Annotated in this window: 13 protein-coding genes; 7 read left to right on the top strand and 6 right to left on the bottom strand. The window is 41.0% G+C overall.

All coding sequences use genetic code 11. The features are described 5' to 3' along the window. Nucleotides 1-30: 30 nt before the first annotated feature. The 3 genes from JMY08_RS00325 to JMY08_RS00315 all read left to right on the top strand — a co-directional run bounded on the left by JMY08_RS00325 (nucleotide 31) and on the right by JMY08_RS00315 (nucleotide 3,058). The gene (locus tag JMY08_RS00325) at nucleotides 31-1,197 is read left to right on the top strand and encodes a nucleotide sugar dehydrogenase (protein WP_201588416.1); all 1,167 of its coding nucleotides are present in this window, start codon (nucleotides 31-33) and stop codon (nucleotides 1,195-1,197) included. Beyond that, nucleotides 1,197-2,210, top strand: coding sequence for an NAD-dependent epimerase (locus tag JMY08_RS00320; protein WP_201588415.1), 1,014 nt, complete (start codon nucleotides 1,197-1,199; stop codon nucleotides 2,208-2,210). Before JMY08_RS00325 ends, JMY08_RS00320 begins: the two co-directional genes overlap by 1 nt. 80 nt (nucleotides 2,211-2,290) lie before the next feature. Continuing rightward, complete coding sequence (locus JMY08_RS00315; protein WP_201588414.1) at nucleotides 2,291-3,058, top strand: hypothetical protein; 768 nt, start codon at nucleotides 2,291-2,293, stop codon at nucleotides 3,056-3,058. Between the two features lie 73 nt (nucleotides 3,059-3,131). On the opposite strand, the gene JMY08_RS00310 is transcribed toward JMY08_RS00315, so the two are convergent. From JMY08_RS00310 to glnE, 6 genes are all read right to left on the bottom strand, one after another. After that, on the bottom strand, nucleotides 3,132-4,241 hold the full coding sequence (locus tag JMY08_RS00310) for a glycosyltransferase (RefSeq protein WP_201588413.1): 1,110 nt from the start codon (nucleotides 4,239-4,241) through the stop codon (nucleotides 3,132-3,134). Nucleotides 4,242-4,562: 321 nt separating this feature from the next. Beyond that, nucleotides 4,563-5,654 carry a glycosyltransferase gene (locus tag JMY08_RS00305; RefSeq protein ID WP_201588412.1) on the bottom strand — a complete coding sequence of 364 codons (1,092 nt, stop codon included), beginning with the start codon at nucleotides 5,652-5,654 and terminating at the stop codon, nucleotides 4,563-4,565. A gap of 66 nt (nucleotides 5,655-5,720) precedes the next feature. Then, the gene (locus tag JMY08_RS00300; protein ID WP_201588411.1) at nucleotides 5,721-6,602 is read right to left on the bottom strand and encodes a glycosyltransferase; all 882 of its coding nucleotides are present in this window, start codon (nucleotides 6,600-6,602) and stop codon (nucleotides 5,721-5,723) included. Between the two features lie 89 nt (nucleotides 6,603-6,691). Beyond that, nucleotides 6,692-7,528 (bottom strand): glycosyl transferase, encoded by an 837-nt coding sequence (locus JMY08_RS00295; protein WP_201588410.1) that lies wholly within the window; start codon nucleotides 7,526-7,528, stop codon nucleotides 6,692-6,694. A 106-nt stretch (nucleotides 7,529-7,634) separates the two neighbouring features. Continuing rightward, nucleotides 7,635-8,564 carry a branched-chain amino acid transaminase gene (locus JMY08_RS00290; protein WP_194363167.1) on the bottom strand — a complete coding sequence of 310 codons (930 nt, stop codon included), beginning with the start codon at nucleotides 8,562-8,564 and terminating at the stop codon, nucleotides 7,635-7,637. Nucleotides 8,565-9,123: 559 nt separating this feature from the next. Further along, nucleotides 9,124-11,991, bottom strand: coding sequence for a bifunctional [glutamate--ammonia ligase]-adenylyl-L-tyrosine phosphorylase/[glutamate--ammonia-ligase] adenylyltransferase (gene glnE, locus JMY08_RS00285; protein WP_201588409.1), 2,868 nt, complete (start codon nucleotides 11,989-11,991; stop codon nucleotides 9,124-9,126). A gap of 580 nt (nucleotides 11,992-12,571) precedes the next feature. On the opposite strand from glnE, the gene tusD reads away from it, so the two are divergent. The 4 genes from tusD to JMY08_RS00265 all read left to right on the top strand — a co-directional run bounded on the left by tusD (nucleotide 12,572) and on the right by JMY08_RS00265 (nucleotide 14,152). Continuing rightward, on the top strand, nucleotides 12,572-13,033 hold the full coding sequence (tusD, locus tag JMY08_RS00280; RefSeq protein WP_201588408.1) for a sulfurtransferase complex subunit TusD: 462 nt from the start codon (nucleotides 12,572-12,574) through the stop codon (nucleotides 13,031-13,033). Nucleotides 13,034-13,100: 67 nt separating this feature from the next. After that, the gene (locus tag JMY08_RS00275; RefSeq protein ID WP_201588407.1) at nucleotides 13,101-13,424 is read left to right on the top strand and encodes a hypothetical protein; all 324 of its coding nucleotides are present in this window, start codon (nucleotides 13,101-13,103) and stop codon (nucleotides 13,422-13,424) included. Nucleotides 13,425-13,478: 54 nt separating this feature from the next. Further along, complete coding sequence (locus tag JMY08_RS00270; protein ID WP_201588406.1) at nucleotides 13,479-13,808, top strand: hypothetical protein; 330 nt, start codon at nucleotides 13,479-13,481, stop codon at nucleotides 13,806-13,808. Then, entirely contained in the window at nucleotides 13,805-14,152 is a 348-nt protein-coding gene (locus JMY08_RS00265; RefSeq protein ID WP_201588405.1) for a TusE/DsrC/DsvC family sulfur relay protein, read from the top strand. The genes JMY08_RS00270 and JMY08_RS00265 overlap by 4 nt, the downstream gene beginning before the upstream one ends. Nucleotides 14,153-14,213: the final 61 nt, after the last annotated feature.

Genomic DNA, 14,213 nt, shown 5'->3' with positions numbered 1-14,213 from the left:
TAATAAACAAAAGACAACTTTGGATATATTATGAAAATAGCAGTAGTAGGTACAGGCTATGTAGGCTTATCAAATGCAATGCTATTGGCACAGCACAATGAAGTCGTCGCTGTCGATATTGTTTCTGAAAAAATAGACCTATTAAATGCAAAACAATCTCCAATTGAAGATGAAGATATTGAAGACTTTCTATCGCATAAAAATCTCAACTTTTCTGCGACACTTGATGCTGCGACAGCCTATGAAGGGGCTGATTTCATCATCGTCGCAACGCCGACCGATTATGATACCAAAACCAATTATTTCAATACATCAACAGTAGAAGCAGTGATTGAGCAAGTACTTCTAGTCAATCAGCAAGCGACTATTATTATAAAATCTACAGTGCCCGTTGGCTATACCGCTAGTATCAGAGAGCGATATGAAACGGATCGCATTATTTTTTCGCCTGAGTTTTTACGAGAAGGCAAAGCACTACACGACAATCTTTACCCTTCTCGAATTATTGTGGGCGCACAGTCTGAACAGGCACAGCAGTTTGCTGAGTTATTGCTTGAAGGCGCTATCAAAAAAGAAGTACCGCTACTATTTGTAGAATCAACTGAAGCTGAAGCCATTAAATTATTTTCTAATACCTACCTAGCCATGCGCGTGGCCTATTTCAATGAGCTCGATACTTACGCACAAACCTTTGGGCTTGACACCAAACAAATCATAGAAGGTATTGGCTTAGACCCACGTATAGGTAACCATTATAACAATCCGTCATTTGGCTATGGCGGCTACTGCCTACCCAAAGATACTAAGCAGCTATTGGCAAATTATGATGAGGTGCCAAGCAATCTTATAAAGGCTATTGTCGATTCTAATAGAACTCGCAAAGACTTTATTGCTGATAAAATTATCGAAAAACGGCCAAAAATCGTGGGCATACATCGACTGGTAATGAAAAGTGGATCAGACAATTTTAGAGCTTCTGCGATACAAGGTATTATGAAGCGCATCAAGGCAAAAGGTATCGAAGTCGTTGTTTATGAGCCTGCACTGCAAGAGAGTGAATTTTTTAATTCGCGAGTTATTCAAGATTTAGAAGCATTCAAATCGATGAGTGATATCATCGTGGCAAACCGCCTATCTGCTGACATACAAGATGTCTCTGATAAAGTATTTACAAGAGACCTATTCGGGAGCGACTGATGAAAGTTTTAGTCACGGGTGCTGCAGGCTTTATTGGTTTTCATTTGATCAAAGCACTATTGGAAACAGACTTATCTGGTAAAGACCATTTTATCGTTGGTATTGACAATATCAACGACTATTACGATGTGGGTTTGAAAGAAGAGCGCTTGAAGATATTAAGTGAAATATCAACACCAGAAAACTTTATGTTCATTAAGTTAGATCTTGCTGATCGCGATGCTATGTCAAACTTTTTCTCTGATTATCAGTTTGATACGGTTATTAATTTGGGTGCCCAAGCGGGCGTACGCTACTCTATCGAAAACCCGAACGCCTATATTGATTCAAACGTGGTTGGCTTTGTTAATATACTTGAGGGCTGCCGTCACCACGATATCAAGCATTTAATCTATGCCAGCTCTAGCTCTGTCTATGGTATGAATATCAAACAGCCATTTACGACTGCTGATTGTGTTGACTTTCCTATCAGCCTATATGCCGCTACCAAAAAATCGAATGAGCTCATGGCACATAGCTACAGTCATTTATACAATATCCCTACGACAGGATTAAGGTTCTTTACAGTTTATGGTCCTTATGGTCGACCTGATATGGCGTATTTTTCTTTTACCAAAAAAATTCTAGCTGGTGAGCCAATCAATGTCTTTAATAATGGTGATATGCAGCGCGACTTTACCTATATTGATGATATTGTAAAAGGTATCATTCGAATAATGGATAAGGCTCCTTCTCCTCAATACTCTACTATCACTACAGCGACCGCCCCTTATAAAATTTATAATATAGGCAATAACCAACCAGTAACTTTACGCCGTTTTATCACTGCCATCGAAGACGCTTGTGGCAAAAAAGCTCAGGAAAATCTATTACCGATGCAAGCAGGTGACGTGCCGATTACTTATGCAGATATAGACGAGCTAGTAGATGATATTGGCTTCAAGCCTGAAACCAGTATCGAAGACGGTATTGAAAAATTTGTCGCTTGGTATAAACAATATTATTCAGTTTGAATAAGTAATTATCTCTAAAACCCGTGTTATAGATGTTAAAGCTTTAATATCGTTGTATTTTCTCAAAGGATTTTGATGACATGACCACACCTTCTAATTGGCAAAGAAAATTGCTACTCATGTTTCGAAGCGAAAAAAGATTGAATGCTAGTAAGGTTGTCAAAAATTATAGGGGCAAAAGTTTCAATGAGATGAAAGCAATGATTATTACTGAGTCATTGTGCGATATTGAGGCACTAACAGATAAGCGTAAAAGTACAGACTTAGAAACCCATTTAAACAATTTAAAGTATCAATCATTAGGAGAGTCTGAACTCTGCTTTTATCACAATACGCTTATTATATTGATGCGCCGTAAATATAAAATAGATAAAACATTTACTGAATTTGAGAGGCTCTGGGAGGCTGAAAGCAATTATCTATTGCAGCACCTATCTTTACGCTGGATTGTTTCCGCCTGCGATACGTTTGTTGACCACTCAGACAATGCTCATAGAGCGGCTATTTTGATGAATGTCGTGACTCTAATGAATACCTTGCGAACCTATGAGACCAAAAACTTTTTACAAACACCTCCGGGTGCTGAACCCATACCATTATTAGATGAAAAAACCGACATACTGTATGCCGGCGATTTGTCTCTATATGATGGTCTCACCTATTTTCGTATCGGCACTGATGACAGCTTAAGGAATATGCGAAAACGATATAGTAAATTTCAAAAAATTGATAAATTGGCTACAAGCATGCTATTAGCGGTATTTGAAAAACTGCAAAATAATGGTAGTGCTTTTGCCACTCTACGACAACTACATAAAGATGATTGGTCTAAATGGTGGTTGGATTAATATAGAGCTCTTTTGTTCTGATCTATAGTAAATTTTATATGTAGTTGAATTTAAATTAATAAATAAGAAGCAGCTAATCACTTTTAGTCATGAACGCTATATATTGTTGAGCAATTTTAATTGGCAATAGCTCATCATCAAACGAAGACTGATAGATATCAGCATTAGCCATCGCCTCATCCATCTTCTTAGCTAAAGCGTCAATATCTCCTACGGAAACAAGGTTATATGGCGGTAACAACTCTCTTGGACCTGATGGGCAATCTGTACTAATAACAGGTGTTCCTAAAGCCAATGATTCAGCAATAACACGTCCAAACCCCTTAAATACTGAAGATAAAACCATAAACCTTGCTTTTTGAATATAAGGATATGGGTTTTTCTGAAAACCTAGAAAATGCACATTGTTATCTAGACCTAAAGAAGTAGTTAACTCTTTCATTGATTCTAATAAAGCACCCTCGCCCAGTAATAGAAGTGGGAGTGTCTTACTGGTTTTTGCATAACTCTTAAGTAATACTTCATGAGCTTTCTGTGTCTTAAAACTGCCAACATGAATAATATAATCATCAAATTCTGGTTTAAATTCTGATGCCGACTCCATGATTTGTATTTGATCAATTGGGTTATATATTGTCGTTGTATTTGTAACAGCTAGCGTAGATTGAAAATCCTTTTCAACACCTTGACTGACACAGATACAAGGATGCCGAGAATAAATATTACTTAATTTTTTCTCTCCTACTTTTTTACCTTCGCTTCTAAACAACTCGATTTTTTTAGAAATAGTATTCCTAATAATATGTGCAATATTAGGTAGATTACTGTGACGCATGACCATATCGGCTTTATCTAAATTTGATAACGTCAATATCGGTATGCCAATTTCCTTAGTCACATACTTGTCTAACATTTTTGCAAAATACCAGTATCTAAGAGGCTTAGTAGGTACAGATTTATAGGCATTCAGATCCAGCTGATGATAAAAGAGATTATCACTGAGCTCGTAGGCTACTTTAGATTTGAATCGCAGAATATGGACTTCATAACCTAATTCATAAAAACCTTGTCCAAGAGTCAAAACAGACCGCTCAGCGCCGCCACCTTGAAGACAATTGATAACCAGTAGCACTTTTTCTTTTTTATTGAAATCTTCTTTTATCTGGGTAGTAGTATTAATCATTTATTAAATATTCTTAGAAATAGTTGTTATGAATTTAAAGGTGACGTGATTTTATTAGGGTCTGTTGAACATTCAAATATTAGGACTGCTGATCGCTGAAATCGCCCCAGACTAGGCGTAAACCGACGATAATGTCGAGACCTTAGTTAGGTTTACAACAACGTTTGGGGTGATTTTAGTATCAGCCTTTCAGGGCAGGGCTATTTTTTGCCAATACATGGCGAAATTATCTACCCTAGAATGACTAGGCGTCAAAAATTTCACTGCATATTGTCTAAAAAATAGCCACTGCCAGTTCCACATTTGAATGTTCAACAGACCCTACTTTGTAGAATCCAGCCTTTGAGCAAACTCAAGATATTTCTCAGCTATTCTGGCTGGCATAAGTGACTCATTAAATGGCGCATGAAATTTTTGTGGATTATTCATTGCCTGACGCATTTTTTCAGCAATCGTATCAATATCGCCCATTGGCATCAAGTTAATTTCTGGCAGTAGCTCACTTGGGCCTGACGGACAGTTGGTGCTGATAACGGGAGTACCTAGCGCTAGAGCCTCCGCAATGACCAAAGCAAAGCCTTCCCAGTCAGAAGTCAGTATCTTAAATTGTGCATGCTTAATATAGGGAAAAGGGTTGTCACGAAAACCTAAAAACACCACTTTTTTTTCTAAACCTAATTCTGTGACTAATCTCTCTATCTCGCTCTTGTGTTTACCTTGACCCAAGAGCAATAGCGGCATAGATTGATCAGTTTTTGCGTAGGCTTTTATCAATATATCGTGACGCTTCGCATCTTTAAAGCTACCCACATGGATTATATAGTTTTGATATTCAGGAATGAAAGCATCAGCCTGCTTTTGAATGCTGTCTTTATCAATTGGATTGTGGATTGCAGTCGTTGGCGTAATATGACCAAAGCTTTTGATAAAATCTTTTTCAGCGCCCTCACTGACACATACACACGGATGCTTAGTATATATCTCCACCATTTTTTTCTTCAACTGCTCAGCATCGCAATTTTTATTGAATTTGTAGAGCAGTGATACGGTGTTATGAATAATATAGATGATATTGGGCAGTTTACTGTTACTCAGGATACTATCCGTTCGATCAAGGTTAGACAGTATGATGTCAGGCTGACCGATATTTTGTGAAATATATTTATCGACAGAACGCGCAAAAATTTTATCACGCCTTTCACATCCAGGTATGAGCTTATAGGGTTTGAATTTGAGTACGTGGTAATGAAGATTTGGACTTAAGTCGTACTCTACCAAGGGTTTGAACCTTAAGACGTGTACCTCATAGCCTAATTGATCAAACCCTTGACCTAAAGTTAATACCACACGCTCCGCACCGCCACCTTGTAGGCAATTAATAACGAGTAACGCTATTTTTTTGTGCTGATTCATAAACTACAACCTATGGATTAAATCTTTCGTCACTTAAAAAAACCTGCAATTATTTTATCGAAACAGCTAGCGCTTAAATAACTTCGAAAACAATGACTTAGAAAACAATGATTTAGAAACGCTCGGACGAGTGACTTTATTACCACTGTAGCCTTGTTGAGATTTTTTCGGAAAATCTCCAAAAGGCTCTACTCGATAATTATCTAAATGATATCCATTGGCAAGCGCTTCATTATAATAGACATCAAAAAATTCGGACAAATCTTGTCTTGGGTGCGGTATTATCTCACCATCAAACCAATGCTCAAAGCCTTCTTTCTTCACTCTGGCTATTGCGTATTGATGACTAAACTGTGTGCCCATATCCGAATAATGTAGAATTTTAATTTCTTCTATCACTAACTCTTCACCATCTATACAGTTATAACTGTCTTGGTAAGGCTCAATCAACTGAGTATTTTTCTTAAATAGCGCCATCATTTCTTGATGACTTTTCGGATTTCTTTTGAGTTTTTCAATAGGTAAAACAGCAGTTTTTGCGGCCTCACAATCCCAAACACAAGTACATAGACGAGTCATGTCAGCATTTGTTTTGGCCGCTACTATAGACTGCCCCTCGATAGGATGCTGCCACAACTTTGATAAATCATCTAAAACTACGACATCAGCATCCATATAAATCGCACGTCCAGAGTAATTGCAATACTCCGGAATCGCCCATCTAAAACCAGAGAAAGGAGTTGACCACTTAGTGGTATCCCAGCCTTTACCATTTTCAGGATCCGAATACCAATAACTATCAGGGTCACGCGATAGCTGCATCCATACTATCTCAACAGGTACACTGGTATGTTTATGAATACTGTAATCTAGAACCATCATCTGCTCTAGATCACAGTTATTTGGATCACAGCCAACAAAGACTCTGATGGTATCGTTTGTTTTCATAACTCTATCCGTTCACTAGGGAATGCTCTAACCCTCATATTTATAAGGGTTAAAACATCGATACTAATTTTTACTAGGCCGTGTTGTGCTTATTCTTTCCAGTACTTCTCAATCCACCCTACTGGTAAGATAAAATGGCGCAAATGACGTAGTGGACTTTTTAAGTTTTTGGGCTCAGTAAGCTGTTTCAAATGTTCCTTGGCGTTATTGGCCGCATTTTTATTGTATCTGCCTTCAATAGCGTGCGTAGGATACAAATCACCAGGGAAGATAACCAAACGAGCACCTTTAGGAATCTTTGGCTCTTTAAAGTAGTTAAGCGGGAATGGCTGACGACATTTGCGTCTAAAGTGTGCCACCCATGCCTTTGGAAACAGCTTCACACCACCTGGTGCGTTACGAGTGACAAAACGCTGCTCAAAACGGTACTCATCAGCGATACCTTGTGGATCTGCTTTGAATTTTTCTTGCAGTGAGACAAGCGCCCCTATCTGAAATCTAAAGCAAGACGTCTGTCCCAAGCGCTCTAATGGATTACTTGGGTTATAAGATAAAATAACATCATCCGGCTCGCCATATTCAAAGAAAGGATCGAGACTATCTACGATAATCACATCCAAATCTACAAACAGCACTGTACCCGTCAAATCACCAAGCGTCTCACCCCACAAACGAGATTTTGGCCATTTACCGAGTGTGTTGGTTGGCATAGTGACATCTAATGGTGGTAGCGCTTGGCATTCGATTTCTGGACGTACATCGGTGGTGTCATCAGTGAAGCAGACAAAGCGGAATGGTGGTGTAATGTTACGAGACACCATGCCATACAGTTTGTTGGCATAATCAGCACCATATTTTGTGCCCCATTTAATACAGATGATTTGTTTGATATTCTTATTATCTGCTGTACTAGAATCTATTGGCATTGACTGCTCACTTTAATATTATGAATAAATATGATGGCTATATTAGCACAAAAAAAAGACTGAACAATTATGTTCAGCCTTTTTGGTCTTCAAAGTAACTGCTTTATCAGTCAATAAAGCTTAACCAATCCATATACTGCTCATTGCGGCCATGTACTACATCAAAGTATAGGGTTTGCAGTTTTTCAGTTAAGGGTCCACGGCCACCATTGCCGACCGTGCGATCATCATACTCGCGAATAGGCGTGACTTCGGCAGCCGTACCAGTCATGAATATCTCGTCCGCGAGATAAAACTCATCACGAGTGATGCGACGCTCAACGACTTTAATACCTAGATCATCAGCGAACTGAATGATAGTACGACGCGTAATACCATCGAGTGCCCCGCCCGCTAAGTCTGGGGTATGCAGCACGCCGTCTTTTACTAAGAACAAGTTTTCGCCAGCACCTTGGCAGACGTAACCTTGCGGATCCATTAAAATAGCTTCGTCGTAGCCATTACGAGTCACTTCTTGGTTTGCCATGATAGACACTGGATAGTTACTAGAGGCTTTGGCCTTGCACATGGTCACGTTGGTCATGTGATGGGTAAATGAAGAGGTTTTTACACGGATACCATTTTTGATACCTTCTTCACCCAGATAAGCGCCCCAGTGCCATGCAGCAACCATCGCGTTGATGCTGTTATCACGTGAAGACAAGCCAAGTTTTTCTGCACCGACCCAGATAAGTGGACGAATATAGGCTTCTGCTAAGTTGTTTTGTTTGACCACGTCTTTGTGCGCTTGCTCTAGGGTGGCAGCATCAAACGGCACATCCATTTGAAAGATTTTCGCTGAGCCCAGTAGACGTTCGGTATGTTCTTTTAAGCGAAAAATAGCCGTGCGATTGTCAGCTGTTTGGTAAGCACGTACGCCTTCAAACACCGCCATGCCATAATGCAAGCTATGCGTAAGCACATGAACTTTGGCATCTGGCTGTTCAATCATCGTGCCATTCATCCAAAGCTTACCATCTTGTGTTGCCATATTCATTTTATAGTCCTTATGCTAGCACTGACGTCTAACTTTTTTTAGGTAGGTTGTATTTAGGGTCTATTGAACATTCAAATGTGGAACTGGCAGTGGCTACTTTTTAGACAATACGCAGTGAAATTTTTGATGCCTAGTCATTCTAGGTTAGACAATTTCGCCATGTATTGGCAAAAAATAGCCTTGCCCTGAAAGGCTGATGCTAAAATCGTCCCAAACGTTGTTGTAAACCTAGCTAAGGTCTCGACATTATCGTCGGTTTACGCCTAGTTTGGGACGATTTTAGCATCAGCAGTCCTAATATTTGAATGTTCAACAGACCCTAACAGTATTGATCAACATCGTATGATAACACTACAGCGTCAATTTTTATTGCTTAAAACACAGCATTATTATGACGAACGACTGACAGTGTTATGATAATGTGCGACCGATTATATCATTGGCCATGCTGGCAAATGCAAGGTTTTAGTTTGTGCTTAGGTGGCTCTTGTTGATATTAAAATATTGAGTTTGAGTACATTGCCTTATTATGAGTAGACGATAAGTAAAGAAGTTACTATTATTTTTGCTCTGCTGATTCTACACCCATAAGGTGTTGCCACTGCGCTTGTACTAACGCTCGCGTCTCTTGCCATAGCGACTCATCAACGAGTAATGACTGCTCTGATAATGCTAACTGATGGGTGGCAGCGCGTATTCTCAGATAGGCATCGGTCAACTCCTGACAGACTTGCTCTTGCCAAATGCCAAGCAAAGCAACTTCTGCAAAAATACGCACATTGTCACTCCATTTGGTCAAGCTTGGATATTCATGCGAATAAGCCAGTACAGCAAACTGTGCTAAAAACTCAATATCGACAATACCGCCTGCATCCTGCTTGAGATGGAACTTGCCTGCTTGCTGTTGCCATTGACTGGTACCTAGATGCTTTTGCATTTTGATACGCATACTGGTGACTTCATTACGTACTTGATCCAATGTCCGTGGCAGCGACAACACATCTCGGCGAATATCACAAAAGCGTGCAGTGACTCGTCTGTCTCCACAAATCGCGCGAGCACGTACCAGCGCCTGATGCTCCCATGACCACGCTTTATCGATTTGATAGGTTTCAAACGCATGACAAGATACCACCATCATGCCAGCATTCCCCGAAGGTCGCAGGCGCATATCAATCTCATAAGCGCGACCATCACGGGTTTGAGTATTGAGATAATTCATTAGCTTTTGTACCAGACGAGCGGCAAATTTCATACCACTGACTGACTTCTCGCCAGTGGTCATACCCTGCTCTTTTATCTTATGTAAGAAGACCAAGTCCAAGTCTGAAGAATACGACAGCTCTAACCCGCCAAGCTTGCCATAACCGATAATCGCAAAGCCGCAGTCCGCTTCAGTGACCGGATCGCCATCTTGGCCAATGGGATAGCCATAACGGTTAACAATCTCTGCAAAAGCGCGCTCTAGCGCTGCTTCTAGTACTACTTCAGCAATATATGTCAATGAGTCCGACACTTTCATTATCGGACGTTCAGCCAATACATCGCTAGCCGCGACAGCCAATACTTGGTTCTTTTTGAACAGTCGCAAAACGCTTAGTAGCTCTTCTTCATCGTTAGGCTCGACGCGCAGTAACTGTTGGCGCAGGATATCGCGCAGCTCACGCTTATCTGGCAAATGGCGATAGCGCTGCTGCAAAAAAGTATCCAACAACACAGGATACTGCGCCAGCTCTTTTGCGATCCAAGGACTGGCGGATAGCATCGGTATCAGCTCGATCGTTGCATTAGGGTTTTCAGCAATCATAACCAAGTAGATAGAGCGGCGGCAAATGGCCTCTAGCAATGCAATCAAGCGTGGCAAAGCAGTATTGGCCAGCTGCTGCTGTTCTTGATGAGCGAGTAACGCGTGGACAATCACAGGATAAGCATCATCCAAGCGCTCTCTGGCCTCATCACTCAAGTTAGCGACCATTTTTGACTGCCAAAATTTCTGTAATAACTCACGATTGCCTTTTGTTAATACTTCGTCTAAGCGCGCAATCTGTTCTTCTAAATGTTCTGGCTCTAGGTCGGTATCTTCATTATCAGGTACTTGGCGCTCAGTGACCATACGTTCAAATGGCACATTGACATTGTCTCGATGATGATTGAGCTGGGTGAGTAATGCTTCCCAGTCGTCAAACGCTAACGTGACTGCTAGGTTGTGCTGCCAATAAGGGTCATGTGGTAGACGCTGAGTCTGCTGATCATTGATCGCCTGAATAGCATGCTCAAGCCGACGCAAAAACCGATAAGCCATTTGCAGCTGCGCGTACGTTGACTGCTCTAAATATCCAAGTTCGCACAACACTTGCATTGCTTGTAGACAAGGCTTGATCTGTAGTTGCGGATGCCGACCACCGTAAATCAGCTGAAAAGCTTGTACAATAAACTCAATGTCTCTGATACCGCCCGCGCCAAGCTTAATATTATCTAAGTCTTCACGCTGTGCAACTTGATTTTGAATCAGAGATTTCATTTCTCTGAGTGCTGAAAAAGCACTGTAGTCAACATAATAACGAAAGACAAACGGTTTAATCAGTGACTGAATCTCATCATAAAATGGCGGCTCTATCTGTCCAACCACACGTGCTTTTAGCCAAGCAAAACGCTCCCAAGCACGTCCATGCAAGGCAAAATACTTCTGTAAGGCTGAGAGATGGATGGCCAAATCACTTCCATCACCCCATGGGCGCAAGCGCATATCTACCCGAAAGACAAAACCGTCTGCCGTTTTATTATCCAGCAGTTTAATAATCCCTTGACCAAGCCGAGTCATAAAACGCTTGTTGTCTATACTACGAGTGCCCTTCGCTTTGTCACCATTGGTCTCACCGCGCGCTTGATGCACAAATATTAAGTCAATATCGCTCGATAGATTTAACTCATGAGCACCAAGCTTACCCATGGCCATGATTGCCATATCATCGATCTGCACATTGCCTAGCTCATTGACAAAGGTTGGTTCACCGTACTTAGCAACTAAGTGCTGATAGGTATACTCCTTGGCAAATGAAATACAACCATCCGCAAACTCAGATAACTCATCGGTTAATTGTTCAAGGGCAATCATGCCTAGGGCATCTTGCCAAATCCAGCGCATCATCAACAGCATCCGTAAGTTTCGGAGGCCGCTCATGACCTTGGCTTCATCAGCAAGTTGGTAATTTTCATCTAGCGTGTAATCTTGGATCAGATCATCGATTTGCTGGCGTGTTAAGGTATGATCAAGAGGATAACTGCGTAAAAACGTCTGACATGAAACGGTCCGACTTTCCCAAATCTGATAAGCAAATTCGCTCGCTGTCTGCAGGACTTGCAGTTGTTCTACGGTAGGCTGATAATCTGTACCATTGTTCACACGTGAGGGCATAGCAGGTAACATAGTGACGAAAACTCCTTACATAGAATGGTAAGACTACGTGAACCTAGCTCATAAGTTTATTGTTTTTTCTTACGAGGCAGTCACAGCATCAAATAATAATACTCAGTGTGCCTACACTTGAGATAAAACCACGTTAAATAACAGTGACTCTATTTGGTTTGCGGCGCTTTATGTTAGCATAAACATCTTTGATAGAGACGACTCACCTCTCTTTTATGATATAACGATATTAGGGCATGTCATCAATTAGCACATGGATACATTTAGTGGTCTTAAAATGGCTAAATTTAGCCAAACATCGTCAGAAACCTTGTCAATATGTTCATATTTACGGCAATTTCTTCCTTGTTTGGCTGCAATTTTCCTCATTTTAAGCCGCACAATCTAAATGATGACACGCCTTAGATGTGACAGTATGATCCGCTGTATGTCGCATTATCAGTATAAACTCTGTTCTCTGTCACGCAAATTTGCACGCAGACGCTATAATAATGTCATTCAAATTAATTTATAAAAAGCATTTATAGCAACTTGGCCGTACTTTTTAAACTCTTATTTATAATATGTGATACTGCGCCTTATGACGACCACTACCCCATTATTACTGATTACTTCTGACCCTAGTCATCCATTGGCACACTTGGCATTACGTTACGCACGCGCTTACCTAAAGAGCGCAGCGAATAGTCATGATATTGAAGACAATGACACTAATAGTACAGGCAGCAGCGATAATGCTACCACTGAACAACCACTGCTCAATGTCTTCTTTTATGGGGACTCAGCTCATATAGCCAATCGATTGCGCTGGCAGTCAGCTGAGCAAATTGATCTAACCCAAGAATGGAAAAATCTGGCTGGCCATTATCAGTTACCCTTGCCCGTCTGTGTCAGTACTGCGCTCAGTCGTGGAATTAGTGATAGCGAAAACGGTACTCGCCATCGGCTTGACGGTGACAATTTGGCAACAGGATTTAGCTTGGTTGGTCTGAGCGAGCTGGCAATGATGATGCAAAGCAACTGTCGCCTCATACAATTCTAGCAGCGCATTATTAACAGCGACTGCTTTGACGACGACTGCTTGTGACAAACAACTTTTGGAATAAATCATGAAATTATTGATTCAGCTGCGTACACCAACAGAAATGGCAAGTTATGAAGGTTGTGCCCTCGCTTTAACCTTGGCAACGTTTGGACACGACGTCCAGCTGTACTTAGATGCCCCTGTTTTTGGCTTATTGATGCAATCTGACTCGCGGCTGCATGGCATGATTCAATCACTTGAGCTTTATGACATGCCAGCCGCTTGGCTACCTGAGGATGTATTCAGTGGCTGGGTCACTGGTATGTTGCCGACTGATTTGGCATCACAGCTTACAATAGTGCCAGAGCTCATCAACTCACAAGACTTTGAGCAGATACTGGCCTTTTAAAGCGCTACAGAATTTAGACTTATAAAATAACAAAGCACGTAATCGGACACTTTTATGGCAACTTTATATCAATTACATAGCAGCATGGACAAGCTCAGACGCAGCACAGAAGAGATATCACGCACTTGGCACACAGGTGACAGTATTCTACTACTAGGCACAACTGTCGCTTTTATTGACTGGCTCAATGCTTATTTGAATGACAGTGAGATAGATGGCATTGCGGGTATTTATGCCTTAGCAGATGATATAGCTCAATTAACAGAAAATACCGTTGGCAAGCTAAATTTAGAGAGCAAATTGACCCGTATTTTAACGGATGAAGAATGGGTCGAGCTGACTCAAGACAGCCAATTTGATAAAGTGGTGACCACTGCCTTATGACTATGCCTATACCTACTACGATGGCGACAACCGATATCGCCTTAGATCAAGACGGTCATTTATGTGATCACACTATTTGGTCGCCTGCGATTGCGCAGCAGCTGGCAAATACGTTGGATATCAACTTGATTGCTGAACATCTAGAGATTCTACAACAGGTGCGCGCCTTTTTTGTCAAATTCAATCACGCACCTGCCACGCGTCCACTTATTAAATGGTTACAGAAAACCCTGCCTGAGCAGGATATAAGCAATCAAAAGTTGCAGCAACTGTTTAATACTGGATTGGTTGCCCGTCACGTCAATCGTCTCGCTGGATTGCCCAAACCGCCTAATTGTTTATAGAGTCACACTGATTGCTATTCGAATTTGGAGGTTTAAAACATGACTTCCAATCAGAATCAAT

The organism is Psychrobacter sp. Pi2-51 (assembly GCF_904846665.1).
In the GTDB taxonomy this organism is placed as follows: domain Bacteria; phylum Pseudomonadota; class Gammaproteobacteria; order Pseudomonadales; family Moraxellaceae; genus Psychrobacter; species Psychrobacter glaciei.
The sequence above is the reverse complement of the archived record's forward strand: the minus strand, read 5'-3'. Positions and strand labels throughout refer to the sequence as shown.